This window comes from Ruegeria sp. H3 (assembly GCF_056533095.1).
Map to the genome: position 1 here is coordinate 144134 of NZ_JBQFOD010000002.1, position 15938 is coordinate 160071.

Here is a 15938-nt window from a genome sequence, read left to right on the forward strand (position 1 = left end):
CCAAATTCGGGGGAGCTTCTGCAATGAGCTATGATTATGATCTAGGCAGCCATACCTGTCCTGTGACCACGTCCTCAACCGAAGCGCAACAATGGTTCGACCATGGTCTGGTCTGGACTTATGGCTACAATCACACTGAAGCGGTGGCATGTTTCGAAAAGGCTGTCACGCATGATCCCAATTGCGCCATGGCCCATTGGGGCGTCGCTTATGCTGCCGGGCCGAACTATAACCTGCCTTGGGATTTGCAGGACGACCGAGGGCGGCAAGAAGCGCTGGCTAAGGCTTACGATGCCACACGGCAAGCCTTAGCGCTCATAGATGGATGCAACGAAGTTGAAAAGGCGCTGATCCAGGCTCTGCCCGCTCGTTACCCGCAACGGGACCCGGTCGAGGATATGCATCGATGGGATTTCGACTTCGCCGACGCCATGCGCGCAGCCTTCGCCACCCAGCCAGAACATCTGGACCTACGCACGATCTACGTCGAATCCCTGCTGAACCTGACCCCCTGGAAAATGTGGGATCTGAGCACCGGCAAACCCGCCGAGGGGGCCGCCACACTAGAGGCGAAAGAGGCGCTGGAATGGGCGATGGAAAATGATCCCGCCGCGATGTCTCATCCCGGCCTTCTGCATCTATACGTTCATCTGATGGAGATGTCGCCAACCCCGGAAAAAGCGCTGAAAGCAGGCGACGTGCTGCGCACGCTGGTCCCCGATGCCGGGCATCTGGTGCATATGCCCACCCATATCGATGTGCTTTGCGGGCACTATCAGAATGTGGTGCACTGGAACGAAAAAGCCTCGGTCGCTGATCTTAAGTATTATGAGCGCGAGGGCGCGTTCAACATCTATACCGGCTATCGCCAGCACAACTATCACTTCACCATCTATGGCGCGCTGTTTCTGGGCCAGATGGAGCCCGCACTGCACGCCAATCAGGGGCTTTGGGACACCACGCCCGAAGAAATGCTGCGCGTCGAAAGCCCGCCCATGGCGGATTTCTTCGAAAGCTACATGTCGATGGGCCCTCATATCCTGATCCGCTTTGGCCGCTGGGAAGAGGCCAAGGCGCTGGAGTTGCCCGAAGACCCCGACCTGTTCCGCACGCTGACGGCAACCACGCATTACGCCCGCGCGATTGCCCATGCCGCAACCGGCGATGTGGCGCAGGCCGAGGCCGAGGAACAGCTGTTCCTCAGCGCCAAAGCCTGCGTGCCCGAGGCGCGGCGGCTGCACAACAACCGCGTGATCGACCTGCTGGACGTGGCAACCGAAATGCTGCGCGGTGAGATCGAATATCGCAAAGGCAATTTCGAGATGGCATTTGCCCATCTACACCGTTCGGTCGAGCTGGACGACACCCTGCCCTATGATGAGCCGTGGGGCTGGATGCAGCCCACGCGCCATGCCCTTGGGGCCTTGCTGTTCGAACAGGGCCATGTGGCCGAGGCAGAAGCGGTTTATCGCGAGGATTTGGGTCTGGGCGGCAACCTCAGCCGCGCCTCGATCCACCCCGACAATGTCTGGAGCCTGAAGGGCCTGCATGACTGCCTGAAAGCACGCGGCGAGACGGTTGAGATCAAACAGATCAAACAACGGCTTGACCTCGCACTAGCAAGGGCTGACGGTGCTGTCGGCGCATCTTGTTTCTGCGCCCAAGCCGCGATGAGAGCTGCTGAATGAAATCACTGATATTTGCTCTGGCCGTCCTGATCTGCGGGCCAGCCTGGGCCGACCGCCAAAGCTTCCCCCCCGTGGATCAGGCTGGCAATGACCCGTCGCTCGCCGCGTTCCGAGAAGACCTTCTGACCAAAGTCGCCGCCCGCGATACCGAGGCCGTGATCGCCGTCGCCTGCCCGGATATCTATATCAGCCACGGCACAGAAAGCGGCCCCGAAGCCTTTCGGGAAAGCCTGACGGTGCCGCCCGAAACTCTGGAGGAGGAATACCGGGATCAGGCCGACGATATGCGCGCAGAATATTGGTCCGCGCTAGAAAACACCCTGTCAAAACCCGGTTACTTCGACGATCAGGGCGAGTTCTGGATGCCGCATCAATGGCGGATCAGTCTGCCCGCTACGCTGGACCCGTTTCTAGCCTATTTTGTCACCGGAGACCGGGTCACCCTGCGGCGCTCACCGGCGCGGAGCGGGGCCATCGTGGATTTCATCAGCCACGAGGTCGTCCTGATCCCCGACTATCAGGAAGCGGCTGAATACCAGCTGGTGCGACTGACCGATGGCACACTTGGCTATATGCACAGCGATTTTCTGTGGTCCATGGTCGGTTACCGCGCCGCTTTTGTGAAATCCGACGCAGGCGACTGGCAGCTTTGCACCTTTGTAACCGGCGACTAGGCTTTCGCCTTTTTCTTCTGGGCCATCAGCTTTTCCGCCAAATCACGGGCAATGGCGAAGGCTCCTTTGATTTTGTCGCTGTCTTTCTTCCAGTCGCGCCGGACCACAATCTTGTTGTCTTTGACCTTAGCCAGACCGCGCTGGTTCTGAATAAATTCAACCAACCCCTCGGGCGAAGCGTATTTGTCATTGTGGAACTGGATGGTCGCGCCTTTTGGCCCGCCGTCCAGCTTGGCAATCCCGGCCCGTTTACACATCGCCTTGATCCGCACCACCAGCATCAGAGTGTTGACCTCTTTCGGCAATGAACCGAACCGGTCGATCAGTTCAGCTGCAAAGCCTTCCAGCTCGACCTTGGTCGACAGCGAGGACAGGCGGCGATAAAGGCCCAACCGCACATCCAGATCGGGCACGTAATCCTCGGGGATCAGAACCGGCACGCCCAGATTGATCTGCGGGGCCCATTGGTCGTCGGCATCCGACAGCCCCTCCATCTCACCCGCTTTGATCTTGGCGATCGCTTCTTCCAGCATAGACTGGTAGAGTTCATAGCCCACGTCGCGCATCTGGCCGGATTGTTCTTCGCCCAACAGGTTGCCAGCCCCGCGAATGTCGAGATCCTGAGAGGCCAGAGTGAAACCAGCCCCTAGCGTATCCAGAGAGCCCAGAACCCGCAGGCGTTTTTCGGCGGTAGCAGTCAGTTTCTGGCGCGGCTTGGTGGTCAGATAGGCATAGGCGCGGGTTTTCGACCGCCCCACCCGGCCGCGAATTTGATAAAGCTGCGCAAGGCCGAACATATCGGCTCGGTGCACGACCATCGTGTTGGCCGTCGGAATGTCGAGCCCGCTTTCCACAATCGTGGTGGCCAGAAGCACGTCATATTTGCCGTCGTAAAACGCATTCATCCGATCGTCGAGCTCGCCCGCAGCCATCTGACCATGGGCAACCACATAGGTTAGCTCTGGTAGCTGTTCTTTCAGGAACTCCTCGATCTCGGGCAGGTCCGAGATGCGCGGCACCACGTAGAAGCTTTGCCCGCCGCGATAGTGCTCACGCAGCAACGCCTCGCGGACCGTCACTGCATCGAACTCACTGACATAGGTGCGGATGGCCAGCCGGTCGATCGGAGGTGTTCCGATGATCGAAAGGTCCCGCACACCAGTCAGGGACAATTGCAGCGTTCGTGGGATCGGCGTGGCGGTCAGGGTCAGGACGTGGATGTCTGAGCGCAGTTGTTTCAGGCGTTCCTTGTGGCCGACACCGAAATGCTGTTCTTCGTCGATGATCAACAAGCCGAGATTCTGGAACCGCACCCCCTTGGCCAGCAAGGCATGGGTGCCGATCACGATATCCACCGTGCCGCGCGCCAACCCGTCGCGGGTCTGTTGCGCCTCTTTCGCCGAGACAAAGCGGCTGAGCTGGCGCACTTCCAGCGGGAAGCCTCGGAACCGTTCCCTGAACGACGCCGCGTGCTGGCGCGCCAGCAATGTGGTTGGCGCAACAACCGCCACCTGCACGCCCGACATGGCGGCGACAAAGGCGGCGCGCATGGCGACCTCGGTCTTGCCAAAGCCTACATCGCCGCAGATCAAGCGATCCATCGGCGCGCCGGAATTCATGTCCTCCATGACTTCGGAGATCGCCCGCAGCTGGTCGTCGGTTTCCTGATAGGGGAAGCGCGCGCTGAACTCGTCCCAAGCATGGGTTGGTGGGTCCATGACAGGCGCTTTGCGCAAGGCACGCTCAGCAGCAATGCGGATCAGCTTGTCCGCCATTTCGCGGATGCGCTCTTTCAGTTTGGCCTTCTTGGCCTGCCATGCGCCGCCGCCCAGACGGTCCAGCAGGCCTTCGTCGTGGCCGTATTTCGACAGCAGTTCGATGTTTTCAACCGGCAGATACAGCTTGGACTGTTCGGCATATTCCAGCAGCAGGCATTCATGGGCCGCACCGGCCGCCGTGACGACCTCCATCCCCATATAACGCCCGATGCCATGGTCCACATGCACGACCAGATCACCAGGGGACAGCGATTGGGTTTCGGTCAGGAAGTTCTCGGCCTTGCGCCGTTTCTTGGGTTGCCGGATCAAGCGGTCGCCCAGCACATCCTGCTCGGCGATCACCGTCAGGTCAGGGGTTTCGAACCCGTGTTCCAGCGCCCAGACCGCCAGATGCAGCCCACGCTTGCCGACGCGAGTGCCGACGGTGACCGGGATGGCCTCGGCCAAACCTTCATCCTCGATCAGGCCTGTCAGACGTTCACGCGCACCCTCGGAGTATGACGCGATCAGGACCGGGCCTTTGGTAAGCTTGTTGGTGATATGGCTAGCCAGAGCGCCAAATAGGCTAATGCTTTCCTGCTGGCGTTCCGGGGCAAAGTTGCGCCCAATCCGACCGCCTGCATCTATGACGCCCGGCCCGCTGGCCTGCGGCAGCGGGCTGAACTGCATCACCCGACGGTCGCCTACGACTTGCTCCCATTCCGCGTCGTCCAGATAGAGCAGTCCGGGCGGCGTCGGCTTGTAAACCGTATCCATGCGCGAGCGATTTTCCAGCGCCAGACGCCGGGTTTCATATTGGTCCTCAATCGAGTCCCAACGCGCCAACCGCGCCGGTGTGACCTGATCGTCCAGCGAGATGGTTGCGCCGGGCAGATAGTCGAACAAGGTCTCAAGCTTCTCGTGAAAGAACGGCAGCCAATGTTCGATGCCCTGATGTTTGCGACCCGCGCTGACGGCTTCATAGAGCGGATCATCTGTGCCCGCCGCGCCGAATTCGATGCGATAGTTCTGACGGAACCGTGTGATGGCTGCCTCGTCCAGAATGACTTCGGATACGGGGGCAAGCTCGACCACTTCAAGCTTTTCGGTAGTACGTTGCGAGACCGGATCAAACCGACGCGCGCCGTCCAGTACATCGCCGAACAGGTCCAGCCGGACGGGGCCGGATTCACCCGGCGGGAAGATGTCGATGATACCGCCACGTATAGCGTAGTCACCGGGCTCCATGACCGTTGGGCTTTGAGTGAACCCCATGCGCACCAGAAACTGCCGTAGTGCATCTTCATCTACCCGGTGGTTCACACGCGCCGTAAACGCAGCCTCGCGCAGCACATCCCGCGCAGGCACCCGCTGAGTCGCGGCATTCAAGGTGGTCAACAGCACAAACCGGTCGGGCATCTGGTGCACCAAGGCGGCCAAGGTCGCCACCCGCGCCGCTGCGATATCGGCGTTGGGCGAGACGCGGTCATAGGGCAGACAATCCCATCCGGGAAACACAAAGACGGGCATATCGGGCGCAAAGAAGGCCAATGCGGCGCGCATCGCCTCCATCCGCTTGTCATCCCGGGCGACGTGACAGACCGGCCCGCCGGAACGCGCAATCTCGTTCAGCACAAGCTGCGCGTCATACCCTTCCGGGGCGCCGCCGACTGTCACGTGGTTCGGAGCCTTCATCGCCTTGCCTTTCAGATTTCGCTATCCCAGAACGCCAATCGAGAGGTTCTGATACATGCCCCAGAGCGAAGTGACCAGTATCGAGATCATGCCGATGATCTGCGTGTACAAGCGACATCGCGACAGAGTCTTTGCGACCCTGTCCATGGTCAATTCATGCTGCCGTAAGCGGCGGGCGTGAAAGATGTTAATCAGCGTGACGATGGCCATTGGAAACATCAAAAGGAATAGGGCCTGCGCAAACTCGACCCCATAGTAAAAGCCCATCGTCGCCATGCCGGTAAATACAAAGCAAACCAACGCCAGCATAATAACCCCGGACATTTCAAGGAAATAGAGTAAACGATTGGTGTTGATCCGCACGATATCCAGCAAGTCAACTTCGACCTGGCCACCAACCCGACGCGCGCGAACGACCAGATCATAGGGCACCCCCATCACCCAATGGCTGGCCGTCGACCATATCACTGCAAGGACGATCCAGAACCACAGATTCGAAAAGCTGCGCATGTCGATGAGTTCGAAGATCGAGGTGTACCAGTCCAAACCCAGCCCTTTATTCAAATCCTCAGGGGGTTCTATCGCAGCGGCGCGTTCATTGGTACCCTTGAGCCCTTGGCGAATTCATGCCACCCAATGCGGCAATGTTCAAGGAGCACGCGCCATGAAACCAACCATCGCCCCCTACCCTCTGACCCGCTTTCGTCGGGCGCGGCAATCTGGTGCAATCCGGGCTTTGGTGCGCGAAAGCACGCTGACCACAGATGATCTGATCTGGCCCGTCTTCGTGCGCGATGGTGAAGGGATCGAAGAACCTGTCCCGTCAATGCCTGGCGTCATGCGCCGTTCGGTCGATCTGATTGCGAAGGCAGCAGTTGAAGCGCAAGCGCTTGGTATCCCTGCGCTTTGCATTTTTCCCTATACTGACGCGACGCTGAAAACCGAAGACTGCGCCGAGGCCTGGAACCCTGACAACCTGTCGAACCGCGCCATCCGCGCGATCAAGGCTGCGGCGCCGGACATCGCAGTCATGACCGATGTGGCGCTGGATCCGTACAACATCAACGGCCATGACGGCTATGTGGTGGATGGCGAGATCGTGAATGATCAGACCATTGAGGCACTGGTCAAGATGACCCTCGCTCAGGCAGAGGCTGGGGCCGATATCATCGGGCCGTCAGACATGATGGATGGCCGGATCAGAGCGATGCGTACAGCGCTGGAGGACGCAGGCCACCACAACGTGATGATCCTCAGCTACGCCGCAAAATATGCCAGCGCCTTTTACGGGCCCTTCCGCGATGCGGTGGGCGCATCTGGTGCGCTGACGGGTGACAAGAAAACCTACCAGATGGACCCGGCCAATTCGAACGAAGCGATGCGCCTGATCGAACGCGATCTGACCGAAGGGGCCGATATGGTGATGATCAAGCCCGGCATGCCCTATCTGGATATCTGTCGGCGCGTGAAAGACACGTTTGGCGCACCGACCTATGCCTATCAGGTCTCGGGTGAATACGCGATGATCCAGGCGGCAGCGCAAAACGGGTGGATCGATGGCGACAAGGTGATGCTGGAAAGCTTGCTGGCGTTCAAACGCGCCGGATGTGATGGCATCTTGACCTATTTCGCCCCACAAGTCGCGCGCACCCTACAGGGCTAAAACCCCAGTTTGTCGCGGCATTTCGCCGATCTCCACTGCACAGACCAAAGCTTTCCCGTGACATGACGCGGCAATCGGCGTATTCTTGCACATAAGATCGGGATCACCCGACATATCAGGCACATAGTACAAGAGACAGGAAACATGAGCAGTTCCCAATCCCCCCGACTAAGCCGTCGCGGCTTTGCCTTTGGCATGGCCGGTCTGACCGTGACCGCCGCTTGCGGCAACGGAGTAGGCAACTCGAACGCAGCCACGATTGATGCGCGCGTCGATGCAACCTTGACCGAAATGTATAGCCGTTACCCCAATACGGTTGAAATTGCCAACAAAGCCAATGGCTTGCTGGTCATGCCTTTGATCACCGAAGCCGGGTTTGTCTTTGGCGGTGGATATGGCCGCGGCGCACTGCGCATCAATGATGCAACGGTTGATTACTACTCGGCCGTCAAGGGCACTGCGGGTCTGCAGATCGGGGCCCAGCAATACGCCCATGTGCTGTTCTTCATGACCGAAGACGCGCTGAATGATTTCCGCCGTTCCAGCGGTTGGACCGCCGGGGCCGATGTGGGTTATGTGGTCAGCGATCAGGGTGAATCCCTGTCGACCGACACCACAACGCTGCGTTCACCGGTTCTGGCCGCCGTCTTCGGGCAAGCCGGTCTGCAAATCGGTGCCACGGTCGAAGGCACCAAGTACACCCGCATCATTCCCTGAACCAGTTACACCACCCCCCTTGGCCAACCCCGTCGTGATATTTGCGGCGGGGTTTGTCTTTGTCCGGGTTTGACGCAAGTTCCCTCCGCGTTCCTCTTTCGGTTGAGGGTCCCATCCTTTAGTCTTTGCGCAAACAGAAACTGAACGGGTAAGTGGGGCAACTATGGGTCTTGTTTTTCGCTGGCTGGTGCGCATCACCTCAGGCCTGATCCTGCTGGTGCTTGCAGCGATAGGTTTGATCTATTACCTGGCTAGCCAGTCCCTGCCCGATTATGATCAAACCCTTGAAGTACAAGGGTTATCCGCCCCTGTTGAGATCGTACGGGATACCGCAAACGTCCCCCATATTCTTGGGGAAACGGACCCGGATGTGTTCTTTGGCCTGGGTTTTGCCCATGCTCAGGACCGCCTGTGGCAAATGACGGTCATGCGCCGCACTGCGCAGGGCCGTTTGTCCGAGATCTTCGGGGCCCGTACCGTGCCCATCGACAAGCTGCTGCGCCGCCTTGATTTGTATGGCTTGGCCCATCGTTCGTTGGATGCCCAGGATGACTATACCAAAGCCGCGTTGCGCGCTTATGCGGCAGGCGTCAACGCCCGTCTGAGCCAAATCAACGAAGACGCGCTGGGGCGCGGCGCACCTGAGATGTTCCTGTTCAACGCGCCGGTGTCGCCTTGGCAACCGGGCGACAGCATCGCTGTGATCAAGCTGATGGGACTACAGCTTTCCGGCCACTTGCAAGACGAAGTTCTACGCGCGCGCACGTCGTTGATGTTGAACGACCCAGCACGCCTAGCTGACATCTTGCCGGACGTTCCGGGTGCCGGCATCGCAGCCTTGCCGGAGTATGCCGAGCTGTTCCCCGGCCTGCCCCGGTACGCGGCCGGCACCGAGATGCCCGATACGCCCCTGTCGCCCTTCCCGAAACGCGGGCTAGCGGGAGCCTCAAACGCCTGGGCCGCAGCGCTCGCACGTTCAGCCAGCGGCGGCACCCTATTGGCAAACGACCCGCATCTGGGGTTCACCGCGCCCGGCATCTGGTATCTGGCCCATTTGGGGCTGGAAAACGGTGGCGTGATAGGTGCTACGATCCCCGGCATTCCCGCCGTCATGAGCGGACGCAGCGATCAACTCGGTTGGGGCCTTACTTCGTCCTATCTGGACGATCAGGACCTGCATATCGAGCAATTGAACCCAGACAACCCGGAAGAATACCTGACACCCGACGGACACAAGGAATTCCGCACTCGCCCCTCGATCATTGAGATCAAAGACGAGGCGCCAATCACCCTGACCTTGCGCTGGACCGAGAATGGTCCTGTGCTGCCCGGCAGCCATTACGATCTTGAAACCGTGACACCACCAGGTCATGTCGTCTCCTTGTCGTGGACGGCGCTAAGCCCCAACGACACTTCAATGACCGCATCGATGGGTCTGATGAACGCGAACTCGGTATCAGAGGCCATCGAAACCGCCGAACTGTTTATCTCACCCTCGCAAAACCTGTCACTGGTCGACACGGACACCATTGGCATGAAGCTTATCGGTGCAATGCCCCAGCGCGCCCTGCGCAATCAAAGCAAGGGTCGCATCCCTACACCTGGCTGGATCGAGGCCAACCGATGGCAAGGCCGCCTGCCTTACGCCAATAACCCGGAATTTGTGTCTCCGGTCGGCGGGCTGTTGGGCAACACCAACAACAAGATCATCGACCGGCCCTTCCCCAACCATGTCTCATACGAATGGGGCGACACCCAGCGCGTCCATCGTTGGGAACGCCTGATGCAATCGCGCGAGGTTCACACCCGCGACAGCTTTATCGAAGCGCAACTGGACACGGTCAGCTTTACGGCGCGGTCACTGCTGCCCCTGATCGGGGCTGACCTGTGGTTTACCGGCGAATCCGCCCCCGAGGGGACGCCGGAACGTCAGCGCCAAATCGCTCTGTCCCTGTTGGCCGACTGGAATGGTGAGATGAATGAACATCTGCCCGAACCGCTGATTTACGCCGCCTGGCTGCGCGCGCTGCAGATCCGTTTGATCGCCGATGAGCTTGGCCCACTAGCCAGCGAATACAAACATGTCGAACCTTTGTTCATTGAACGTGTCTACCGCGATATCGACGGCGCCTCTGTCTGGTGTGATGTGCGCCAAAGTGCGCCGGTTGAAACCTGTACAGACATGGCGCGACTGGCGCTGGATGATGCCCTGATCTGGATCGCCGAGAACTATGGCCGCGCGCTGGAAACGCTGCGCTGGGGCGATGCCCATCAGGCAACCCACGACCACCCCGTTTTGGGAGAGGTGCCGGTGTTGCGCTATTTTGTGAACATCCGCCAATCGACCAGCGGAGGGGACAATACACTGCTGCGCGGTCGCACCTCGGGCGAAGGGCCTGACCCGTTCCAGAACGTGCACGGCGCAGGCTATCGCGGTGTCTATGACTTCGCCGATCCTGACAGTTCGGTCTTCATCACCGCAACCGGGCAATCCGGGCATTTCCTGTCACGTTACTACGATGATCAGGCACAGCTTTGGCGGCGCGGCGAATATATCCCGATGTCGCTGGATATCGATCTGGCCCGCGCCGCCGCCGTTGGTGTGACCAACCTGATCCCGCAATAATCCGCCCATTCGGCGACTCCCCGCCCTGTTTGGCGGGGCGTCATGGAACGATTGACGAATTTCCCCTACCATCCCGACACCGATCTTCTGGGACCAAGGGGGCAATCATGGCCAGCATTCGGGATGTCCTGAACAACCTTGCGCGCGACTATGCCATCGCCTGGAGCTCTGGCGACGCTGCTGCCGTTGCAGCTTATTTCGCGGCGGATTGCCAGATGGTGATCAACGGCGGCGAACCTTTGGAAGGCCGCGATGCGATTGCTGCTATGGCGCAAGACCTGTTTGCCGAGATCCCCGATCTTGACCTCAGATGCGACATGCTGCGATGGGCCGGGCCCCGGGCTCTATTCGTCTGGACGCTGGAAGGCAAACATACAGAAACAGGCAATGCGGTCGTGACCCGCGGGTGGGAGGAATGGGAACTGGACCCAAGCCACAAGATACGGTCCTCAAACTGGTGGTTTGATCTGGCAGAGTATCAAAGGCAAGTTGGCCGCGACGGAACTTAGAGCCCTGCGTATTGCGCGGCCTGCTTATCGGTCCATAAGACGTTGATTTCAAACCCGTCTTCAGTTTGTTCTTCAGATCGAACCACATCCTGACGGAACAGCCAGGCGCGCTTGTCGCCCTCGGAAAAGCCCAGAGACAGCGTGGCCTGATGGCGCACGCCTTGCAGTTTCCGCGCAATCTCTGCCAGCAACGGCTCGACCCCTTCGCCGGTCACAGCGGAGATTGCGAAGATCGCCGGATCACGCTCGGCCCGCGCCAGCGTCGCTTCTTTCTCGTCAGTCTCCAGCAGATCGGTCTTATTCCAGACCTCAAGCATCGGGCGTTCGTCATCTACACCCAGCGCGGTTAGAATCGCTTGTACATCTTCGGCCTGCGCTTGCGAGTCTTCATGGCTGATATCACGCACATGGACAATCAGATCGGCACCCAGAACTTCTTCCAGCGTGGCCCGGAAGGCCGCAACCAGTTCGGTCGGCAGGTTCGAGATGAACCCCACCGTATCCGACAGGATCACTTCGGGTCCGTCAGGCAGAACGACCCGTCGCATGGTCGGGTCCAGCGTGGCGAACAGCATGTCCTTGGCCATCACCTCGGCCCCGGTCAGGCGGTTGAACAGCGTCGATTTACCCGCGTTGGTGTAGCCCACCAGCGCCACAATCGGATACGGCACCTTGGCCCGCGCCGCGCGGTGCAAGGTCCGCGTTTTAACCACTTTCTGCAATTGGCGGCGCAGCCGGACCAGTTGTTCATCAATGGCGCGCCGGTCGGCCTCGATCTGCGTCTCACCCGGACCACCGACAAAACCCAATCCGCCGCGCTGACGTTCAAGGTGGGTCCAGGCCCGCACAAGTCGCGTCCGCTGATAGCTGAGCGCTGCCATTTCGACCTGCAACACACCTTCCCGGGTGCGGGCACGGTCGCTGAAAATCTCTAAGATCAAACCGGTCCGGTCGAGTATTTTAACCTTCCACGCCTTTTCCAGATTGCGTTGCTGTACAGGTGTCACGGGACCATCGATCAGAACCAACTCGATCTCAGAATCATGCAGACGCTCCGCTAGCTCCTCGATCTTTCCGCTACCAAACAGCAATCCGGGCTGGACACGTTGCAGACGCACAACCTCAGACCCGATCACATCCAGATCGGGCAATGCGGCAGCCAGCGCCACCGCCTCTTCCAGCGCTGGTTCGGGAACGCGGCGCTGTTCATCTGATTTGATTTCAGGATGCAGCACCCAGGCCCGGGTGCGCGCCCTTTCATGTTCCATCAAGAGGCGTCTTCGCCCTCATACAGGCTGATCGGCTGCGATGGCATGATCGTCGAAATCGCGTGTTTGTATACCAACTGCGACTGTCCGTCGCGGCGCAACAATACGCAAAAATTGTCGAACCAGGTGATCACACCCTGCAATTTTACACCGTTGATCAGGAAAATCGTGACCGGGACCTTTGCTTTCCGTACATTGTTCAGGAACGCGTCCTGAAGATTCTGTCTGTCCGAAGCCATATTTTATTAACTCGCCGTTGTTCTTGCTACGCGCTGCGGACCAACGCGCTCCCTCCGGGGGAGTATGGAGTGCTGCGCTCAGATATTCCAGATTAAAAATCAGGCAGTAACGCCGCAACCGCGCATTGGCTTAATCCCGCCAGAGCGACGGGGTGATCAACGCGATGATGGCCAAAGCCTCCAACCGGCCAATTACCATTGCGGCGCACAGGGTCAGTTTCGCCCCCGCCGACAGATCGATCAGGCGGATCGGCACGTCGGTCGCCAGTTCGATCAACGGCCCGGTTGTACTCAGCGCGGCAACGCTGAGAACCATGGCCTGTTCAAATCCCGCCCCCATTGCGGCAAGCAACAGGTTAAAAACCGCCAGCGTCAGGGCAAACAGCATCAGGAAGATCCACGCAATAAAGGCGCCGTCACTCTGGATCCGCCGATTGCCGCCATCGGCGCTGCTGACCGATGAGGGATGTATTAGGCGGTCGATCTCGCGCGCGCCATTCAGGTACAGCGCAAAAACCCGCAACAGTTTGACCCCACCGGCCGTTGTAGCCACGCCGCCGCCAACCAGCGCCAAACCCATTAGGATCAAGCCTGGTGTCCCCAGCCCAGAAATTTGCTGTGCATCATTCCAATTGGCACTTTCAAACCCGGCGGTTGTCAGAAAAGACAAAGCAGTAAACAACATACCCCATATGACGTGAAGGGCTTGTAGAGGCTGCATCTGGCCTCCGATTTCACTCACACCAGCCCAGACGCGAACAAATAGCAAAACGGCGACCCCAAGCACGATCATCAGGCCAATCCTGAATTCCGGGTCCTTGTCCAACCGCGAAAAGCCGCTTGTCGCTGTGTCTGTCGAGAAAGTCAGCCGGGACAAGGCGAAGAACAAGAACAGAAACAGGATCGCCTCACCCGTGAAACCGGCCTGTGCGCCTTCAAGCCCACCCACAGGAGAGATACCAGAAGTCGCCATGATCGACATTGCGTGGCAAATGGCGGTCAGTTCCCGCTCTCCGGCGATCAACAACAGCACGCAGATTACGGCGGTCAGCCCGGCATAGATCGGCGTCAGGGTCATGGTCACTCGGATCAAACGACCGCGCGGATCAATCTTCTCACTTTGCGCCACGCCCGAGACCGGGCGTCCGGGTTGGCCCTGCGCCGTGACTTCGAACCCGCCCAACGACAAGGGTGCCAGGATCGCAGCAGCCGAAACCCACATTAGCAAGCCGCCCATCCACCCCACAAGTGCGCGCCAAAGATGCAGCGGAGCACTCAGGCGATCCGGATTTGGAAACAAATCGGCGCCGGTCGTCGTCAGCGCGCTGACCATATCGAAATAGGCGTTCAGAAAGGTTGTGTTGCCAAGCGCGTCGTGAAACGGGATCGCCAGAAAGATCGGCAGGATCGTAAAACATCCCAAAAGCACCGCCAACTGGCCCAATGTACCTCGCCGAGGCACTCGGTTGGACGCCGCCAATGCGATCGTCGCCACGAGAAACAGGCCCAAGAGACCGGAATACAAAAAAGACCGGGACGTGGCGTGGTCGTCCAGCACCAATGCAAAGATCGCGGGTATCCACATCGAAACCGAAACGCATCCCCAGATCAGCAGAAACAGCGGCAACCGCCGCAATACCCCGACCCGTTGTGATTTAACGCGCGCCATCAGAAGAAATCGATCGAGACCTGCATCAGCCGTTCCACCTCGGGCACATCCTTGGCCATGGCAAAGATGGCGACCACATCCTTTTCGTCGATCCGCAGACTGCCGGTGGGGCGCAACAGCTCATCGCCTTTGCGAATTGCTCCAACCAAAACGCCTTCAGGGAAATCAATGTCGCGCAGTTTCTGTCCGGCCATGGGCGAGGTCGATAGAACCTCGGCCTCGATCACCTCGGCCTCGGCATCGCCGATGGAATAGACCTGCCGCACCCGGCCATGGCGAATATGGCGCAGGATCGAGCTGACAGTTGTCGCGCGCGGATTAATATAGGCGTCAATGCCTAGCGGCCCCATCAAAGCCACCATCGACGGATCGTTGATCAGCGCAATCGCCAAGGCACAGCCCTCGGCCTTGGCGCGTACAGCCGCCAGCATATTGGTGCGATCGTCATCCGTGACGGCCAGCATCGCATCTGCACGGTCAATCCCGGCCTCTCTCAGCAGGTTCGAATCCAGCCCATCACCATTCAGAACAATCGTCCGTTCCAGCGCCTCGGCGGCCTTTTCAGCACAGTGACGATCACGTTCGATGATCTTCGCGCGAACACGGCTTTCACGCTCTTCTAAGGTATGTGCGACTTCCAGACCAACATTACCCCCGCCAACGATCACCACCCGGTCCTGGCGTTTCTGCGATTTGCCGAACACCTCCATCGTACGATCCACATCTTGCACACTGGCAAAGACATAGCATTCGTCGCCGACAAAAAGCTGATCCTCGGATTCTGGAGCAAATAGTGTTCCTTCGCGCCGAACACCCACAACAATCGAACTCAGGGTCGAGAACAAATCCGTCAGCTGGCGCAGGGGTGTGTTGACAATTGGGCAATCCTCTTCGATGCGGATGCCCAACAGCTGCGCCTTGCCGTCCATGAACATCTCGGTATCAAAGGCCGACGGGGCAGACAGGCGACGCATGGCGGCGGCGGCCACCTCGCGTTCGGGGCTGATCACAACATCAATGGGCAGGTGATCGCGGCGGTAGAGGTCGGAATGGATCGCTTCAAGATAAGATTTCGACCGCAACCGTGCGATCTTGCGCTGGATGGCGAAAACCGAATGGGCCATCTGACAGGTGACCATATTCACCTCGTCCGAGTGGGTCGCGGCGATGATCATATCGGCATCACGGGCCCCTGCCCGCTCCAGCACGTCAGGATAGCTGGCGAAACCTGCGATACCCTGAACATCCAGTGTCTCGGTCGCGCGGCGCACCAGATCAGGATTGTTATCCACCACGGTCACGTCGTTCAATTCGCCGGAAAGATGCCGTGCGATCTGCCAGCCCACCTGACCCGCACCGCAAATGATGACCTTCATGTTTCTGGCCCTTCTGCCTGAAATCTTTGAATGACAGATGCCCCCGATACGGTCAAT

General features: G+C 59.1%; 12 protein-coding genes. 6 read left to right on the forward strand and 6 right to left on the reverse strand.

Going from position 1 to position 15938, the window contains the following annotated elements:
- Positions 1-23 precede the first annotated feature (23 nt).
- Together ACR0JE_RS03310 and ACR0JE_RS03315 are read left to right on the forward strand one after the other, a co-directional pair.
- The gene (locus ACR0JE_RS03310) at positions 24-1688 is read left to right on the forward strand and encodes a tetratricopeptide repeat protein (RefSeq protein ID WP_480542764.1); all 1665 of its coding nucleotides are present in this window, start codon (positions 24-26) and stop codon (positions 1686-1688) included.
- Positions 1685-2362, forward strand: a complete 678-nt coding sequence (locus tag ACR0JE_RS03315) for an SH3 domain-containing protein (protein ID WP_480862968.1) — start codon at positions 1685-1687, stop codon at positions 2360-2362. The genes ACR0JE_RS03310 and ACR0JE_RS03315 overlap by 4 nt, the downstream gene beginning before the upstream one ends.
- Here ACR0JE_RS03315 and mfd read toward each other — a convergent pair.
- Both mfd and ACR0JE_RS03325 read right to left on the reverse strand, forming a co-directional pair.
- On the reverse strand, positions 2359-5814 hold the full coding sequence (gene mfd, locus ACR0JE_RS03320) for a transcription-repair coupling factor (RefSeq protein WP_480862970.1): 3456 nt from the start codon (positions 5812-5814) through the stop codon (positions 2359-2361). The two genes, ACR0JE_RS03315 and mfd, sit on opposite strands and share 4 nt — an antisense overlap.
- Positions 5815-5835: 21 nt before the next feature.
- Complete coding sequence (locus ACR0JE_RS03325; RefSeq protein WP_170530313.1) at positions 5836-6360, reverse strand: component of SufBCD complex; 525 nt, start codon at positions 6358-6360, stop codon at positions 5836-5838.
- Positions 6361-6478: 118 nt separating this feature from the next.
- Between ACR0JE_RS03325 and hemB the strand changes: the two genes are divergently transcribed.
- From hemB to ACR0JE_RS03345, 4 genes are all read left to right on the forward strand, one after another.
- Entirely contained in the window at positions 6479-7477 is a 999-nt protein-coding gene (gene hemB / locus ACR0JE_RS03330; RefSeq protein ID WP_480862972.1) for a porphobilinogen synthase, read from the forward strand.
- A gap of 144 nt (positions 7478-7621) precedes the next feature.
- Positions 7622-8194 carry a lipid-binding SYLF domain-containing protein gene (locus ACR0JE_RS03335; RefSeq protein ID WP_480542754.1) on the forward strand — a complete coding sequence of 191 codons (573 nt, stop codon included), beginning with the start codon at positions 7622-7624 and terminating at the stop codon, positions 8192-8194.
- Between the two features lie 163 nt (positions 8195-8357).
- On the forward strand, positions 8358-10820 hold the full coding sequence (locus ACR0JE_RS03340; protein WP_480862974.1) for a penicillin acylase family protein: 2463 nt from the start codon (positions 8358-8360) through the stop codon (positions 10818-10820).
- Positions 10821-10927: 107 nt separating this feature from the next.
- Positions 10928-11329 (forward strand): SgcJ/EcaC family oxidoreductase, encoded by a 402-nt coding sequence (locus ACR0JE_RS03345; protein ID WP_480542750.1) that lies wholly within the window; start codon positions 10928-10930, stop codon positions 11327-11329.
- Here the strand turns inward: ACR0JE_RS03345 and hflX are convergent.
- From hflX to trkA, 4 genes are all read right to left on the reverse strand, one after another.
- Complete coding sequence (gene hflX, locus ACR0JE_RS03350) at positions 11326-12597, reverse strand: GTPase HflX (RefSeq protein ID WP_480862977.1); 1272 nt, start codon at positions 12595-12597, stop codon at positions 11326-11328. The genes ACR0JE_RS03345 and hflX overlap by 4 nt on opposite strands.
- Entirely contained in the window at positions 12597-12836 is a 240-nt protein-coding gene (hfq, locus tag ACR0JE_RS03355) for an RNA chaperone Hfq (RefSeq protein WP_010440340.1), read from the reverse strand. The genes hflX and hfq overlap by 1 nt, the downstream gene beginning before the upstream one ends.
- A gap of 130 nt (positions 12837-12966) precedes the next feature.
- Entirely contained in the window at positions 12967-14505 is a 1539-nt protein-coding gene (locus tag ACR0JE_RS03360) for a TrkH family potassium uptake protein (protein ID WP_480862979.1), read from the reverse strand.
- Positions 14505-15881 carry a Trk system potassium transporter TrkA gene (gene trkA / locus ACR0JE_RS03365; protein ID WP_480547072.1) on the reverse strand — a complete coding sequence of 459 codons (1377 nt, stop codon included), beginning with the start codon at positions 15879-15881 and terminating at the stop codon, positions 14505-14507. Before trkA ends, ACR0JE_RS03360 begins: the two co-directional genes overlap by 1 nt.
- Positions 15882-15938 lie beyond the last annotated feature (57 nt).

Coding starts and splice junctions, on each gene's coding strand:
- ACR0JE_RS03310 (WP_480542764.1), top strand. CDS start 24: ATGAGCTATGATTATGATCTAGGCAGCCATACCTGTCCTGTGACCACG.
- ACR0JE_RS03315 (WP_480862968.1), top strand. CDS start 1,685: ATGAAATCACTGATATTTGCTCTGGCCGTCCTGATCTGCGGGCCAGCC.
- mfd (WP_480862970.1), bottom strand. CDS start 5,814: ATGAAGGCTCCGAACCACGTGACAGTCGGCGGCGCCCCGGAAGGGTAT.
- hemB (WP_480862972.1), top strand. CDS start 6,479: ATGAAACCAACCATCGCCCCCTACCCTCTGACCCGCTTTCGTCGGGCG.
- ACR0JE_RS03335 (WP_480542754.1), top strand. CDS start 7,622: ATGAGCAGTTCCCAATCCCCCCGACTAAGCCGTCGCGGCTTTGCCTTT.
- ACR0JE_RS03340 (WP_480862974.1), top strand. CDS start 8,358: ATGGGTCTTGTTTTTCGCTGGCTGGTGCGCATCACCTCAGGCCTGATC.
- ACR0JE_RS03345 (WP_480542750.1), top strand. CDS start 10,928: ATGGCCAGCATTCGGGATGTCCTGAACAACCTTGCGCGCGACTATGCC.
- hflX (WP_480862977.1), bottom strand. CDS start 12,597: ATGGAACATGAAAGGGCGCGCACCCGGGCCTGGGTGCTGCATCCTGAA.
- hfq (WP_010440340.1), bottom strand. CDS start 12,836: ATGGCTTCGGACAGACAGAATCTTCAGGACGCGTTCCTGAACAATGTA.
- ACR0JE_RS03360 (WP_480862979.1), bottom strand. CDS start 14,505: ATGGCGCGCGTTAAATCACAACGGGTCGGGGTATTGCGGCGGTTGCCG.
- trkA (WP_480547072.1), bottom strand. CDS start 15,881: ATGAAGGTCATCATTTGCGGTGCGGGTCAGGTGGGCTGGCAGATCGCA.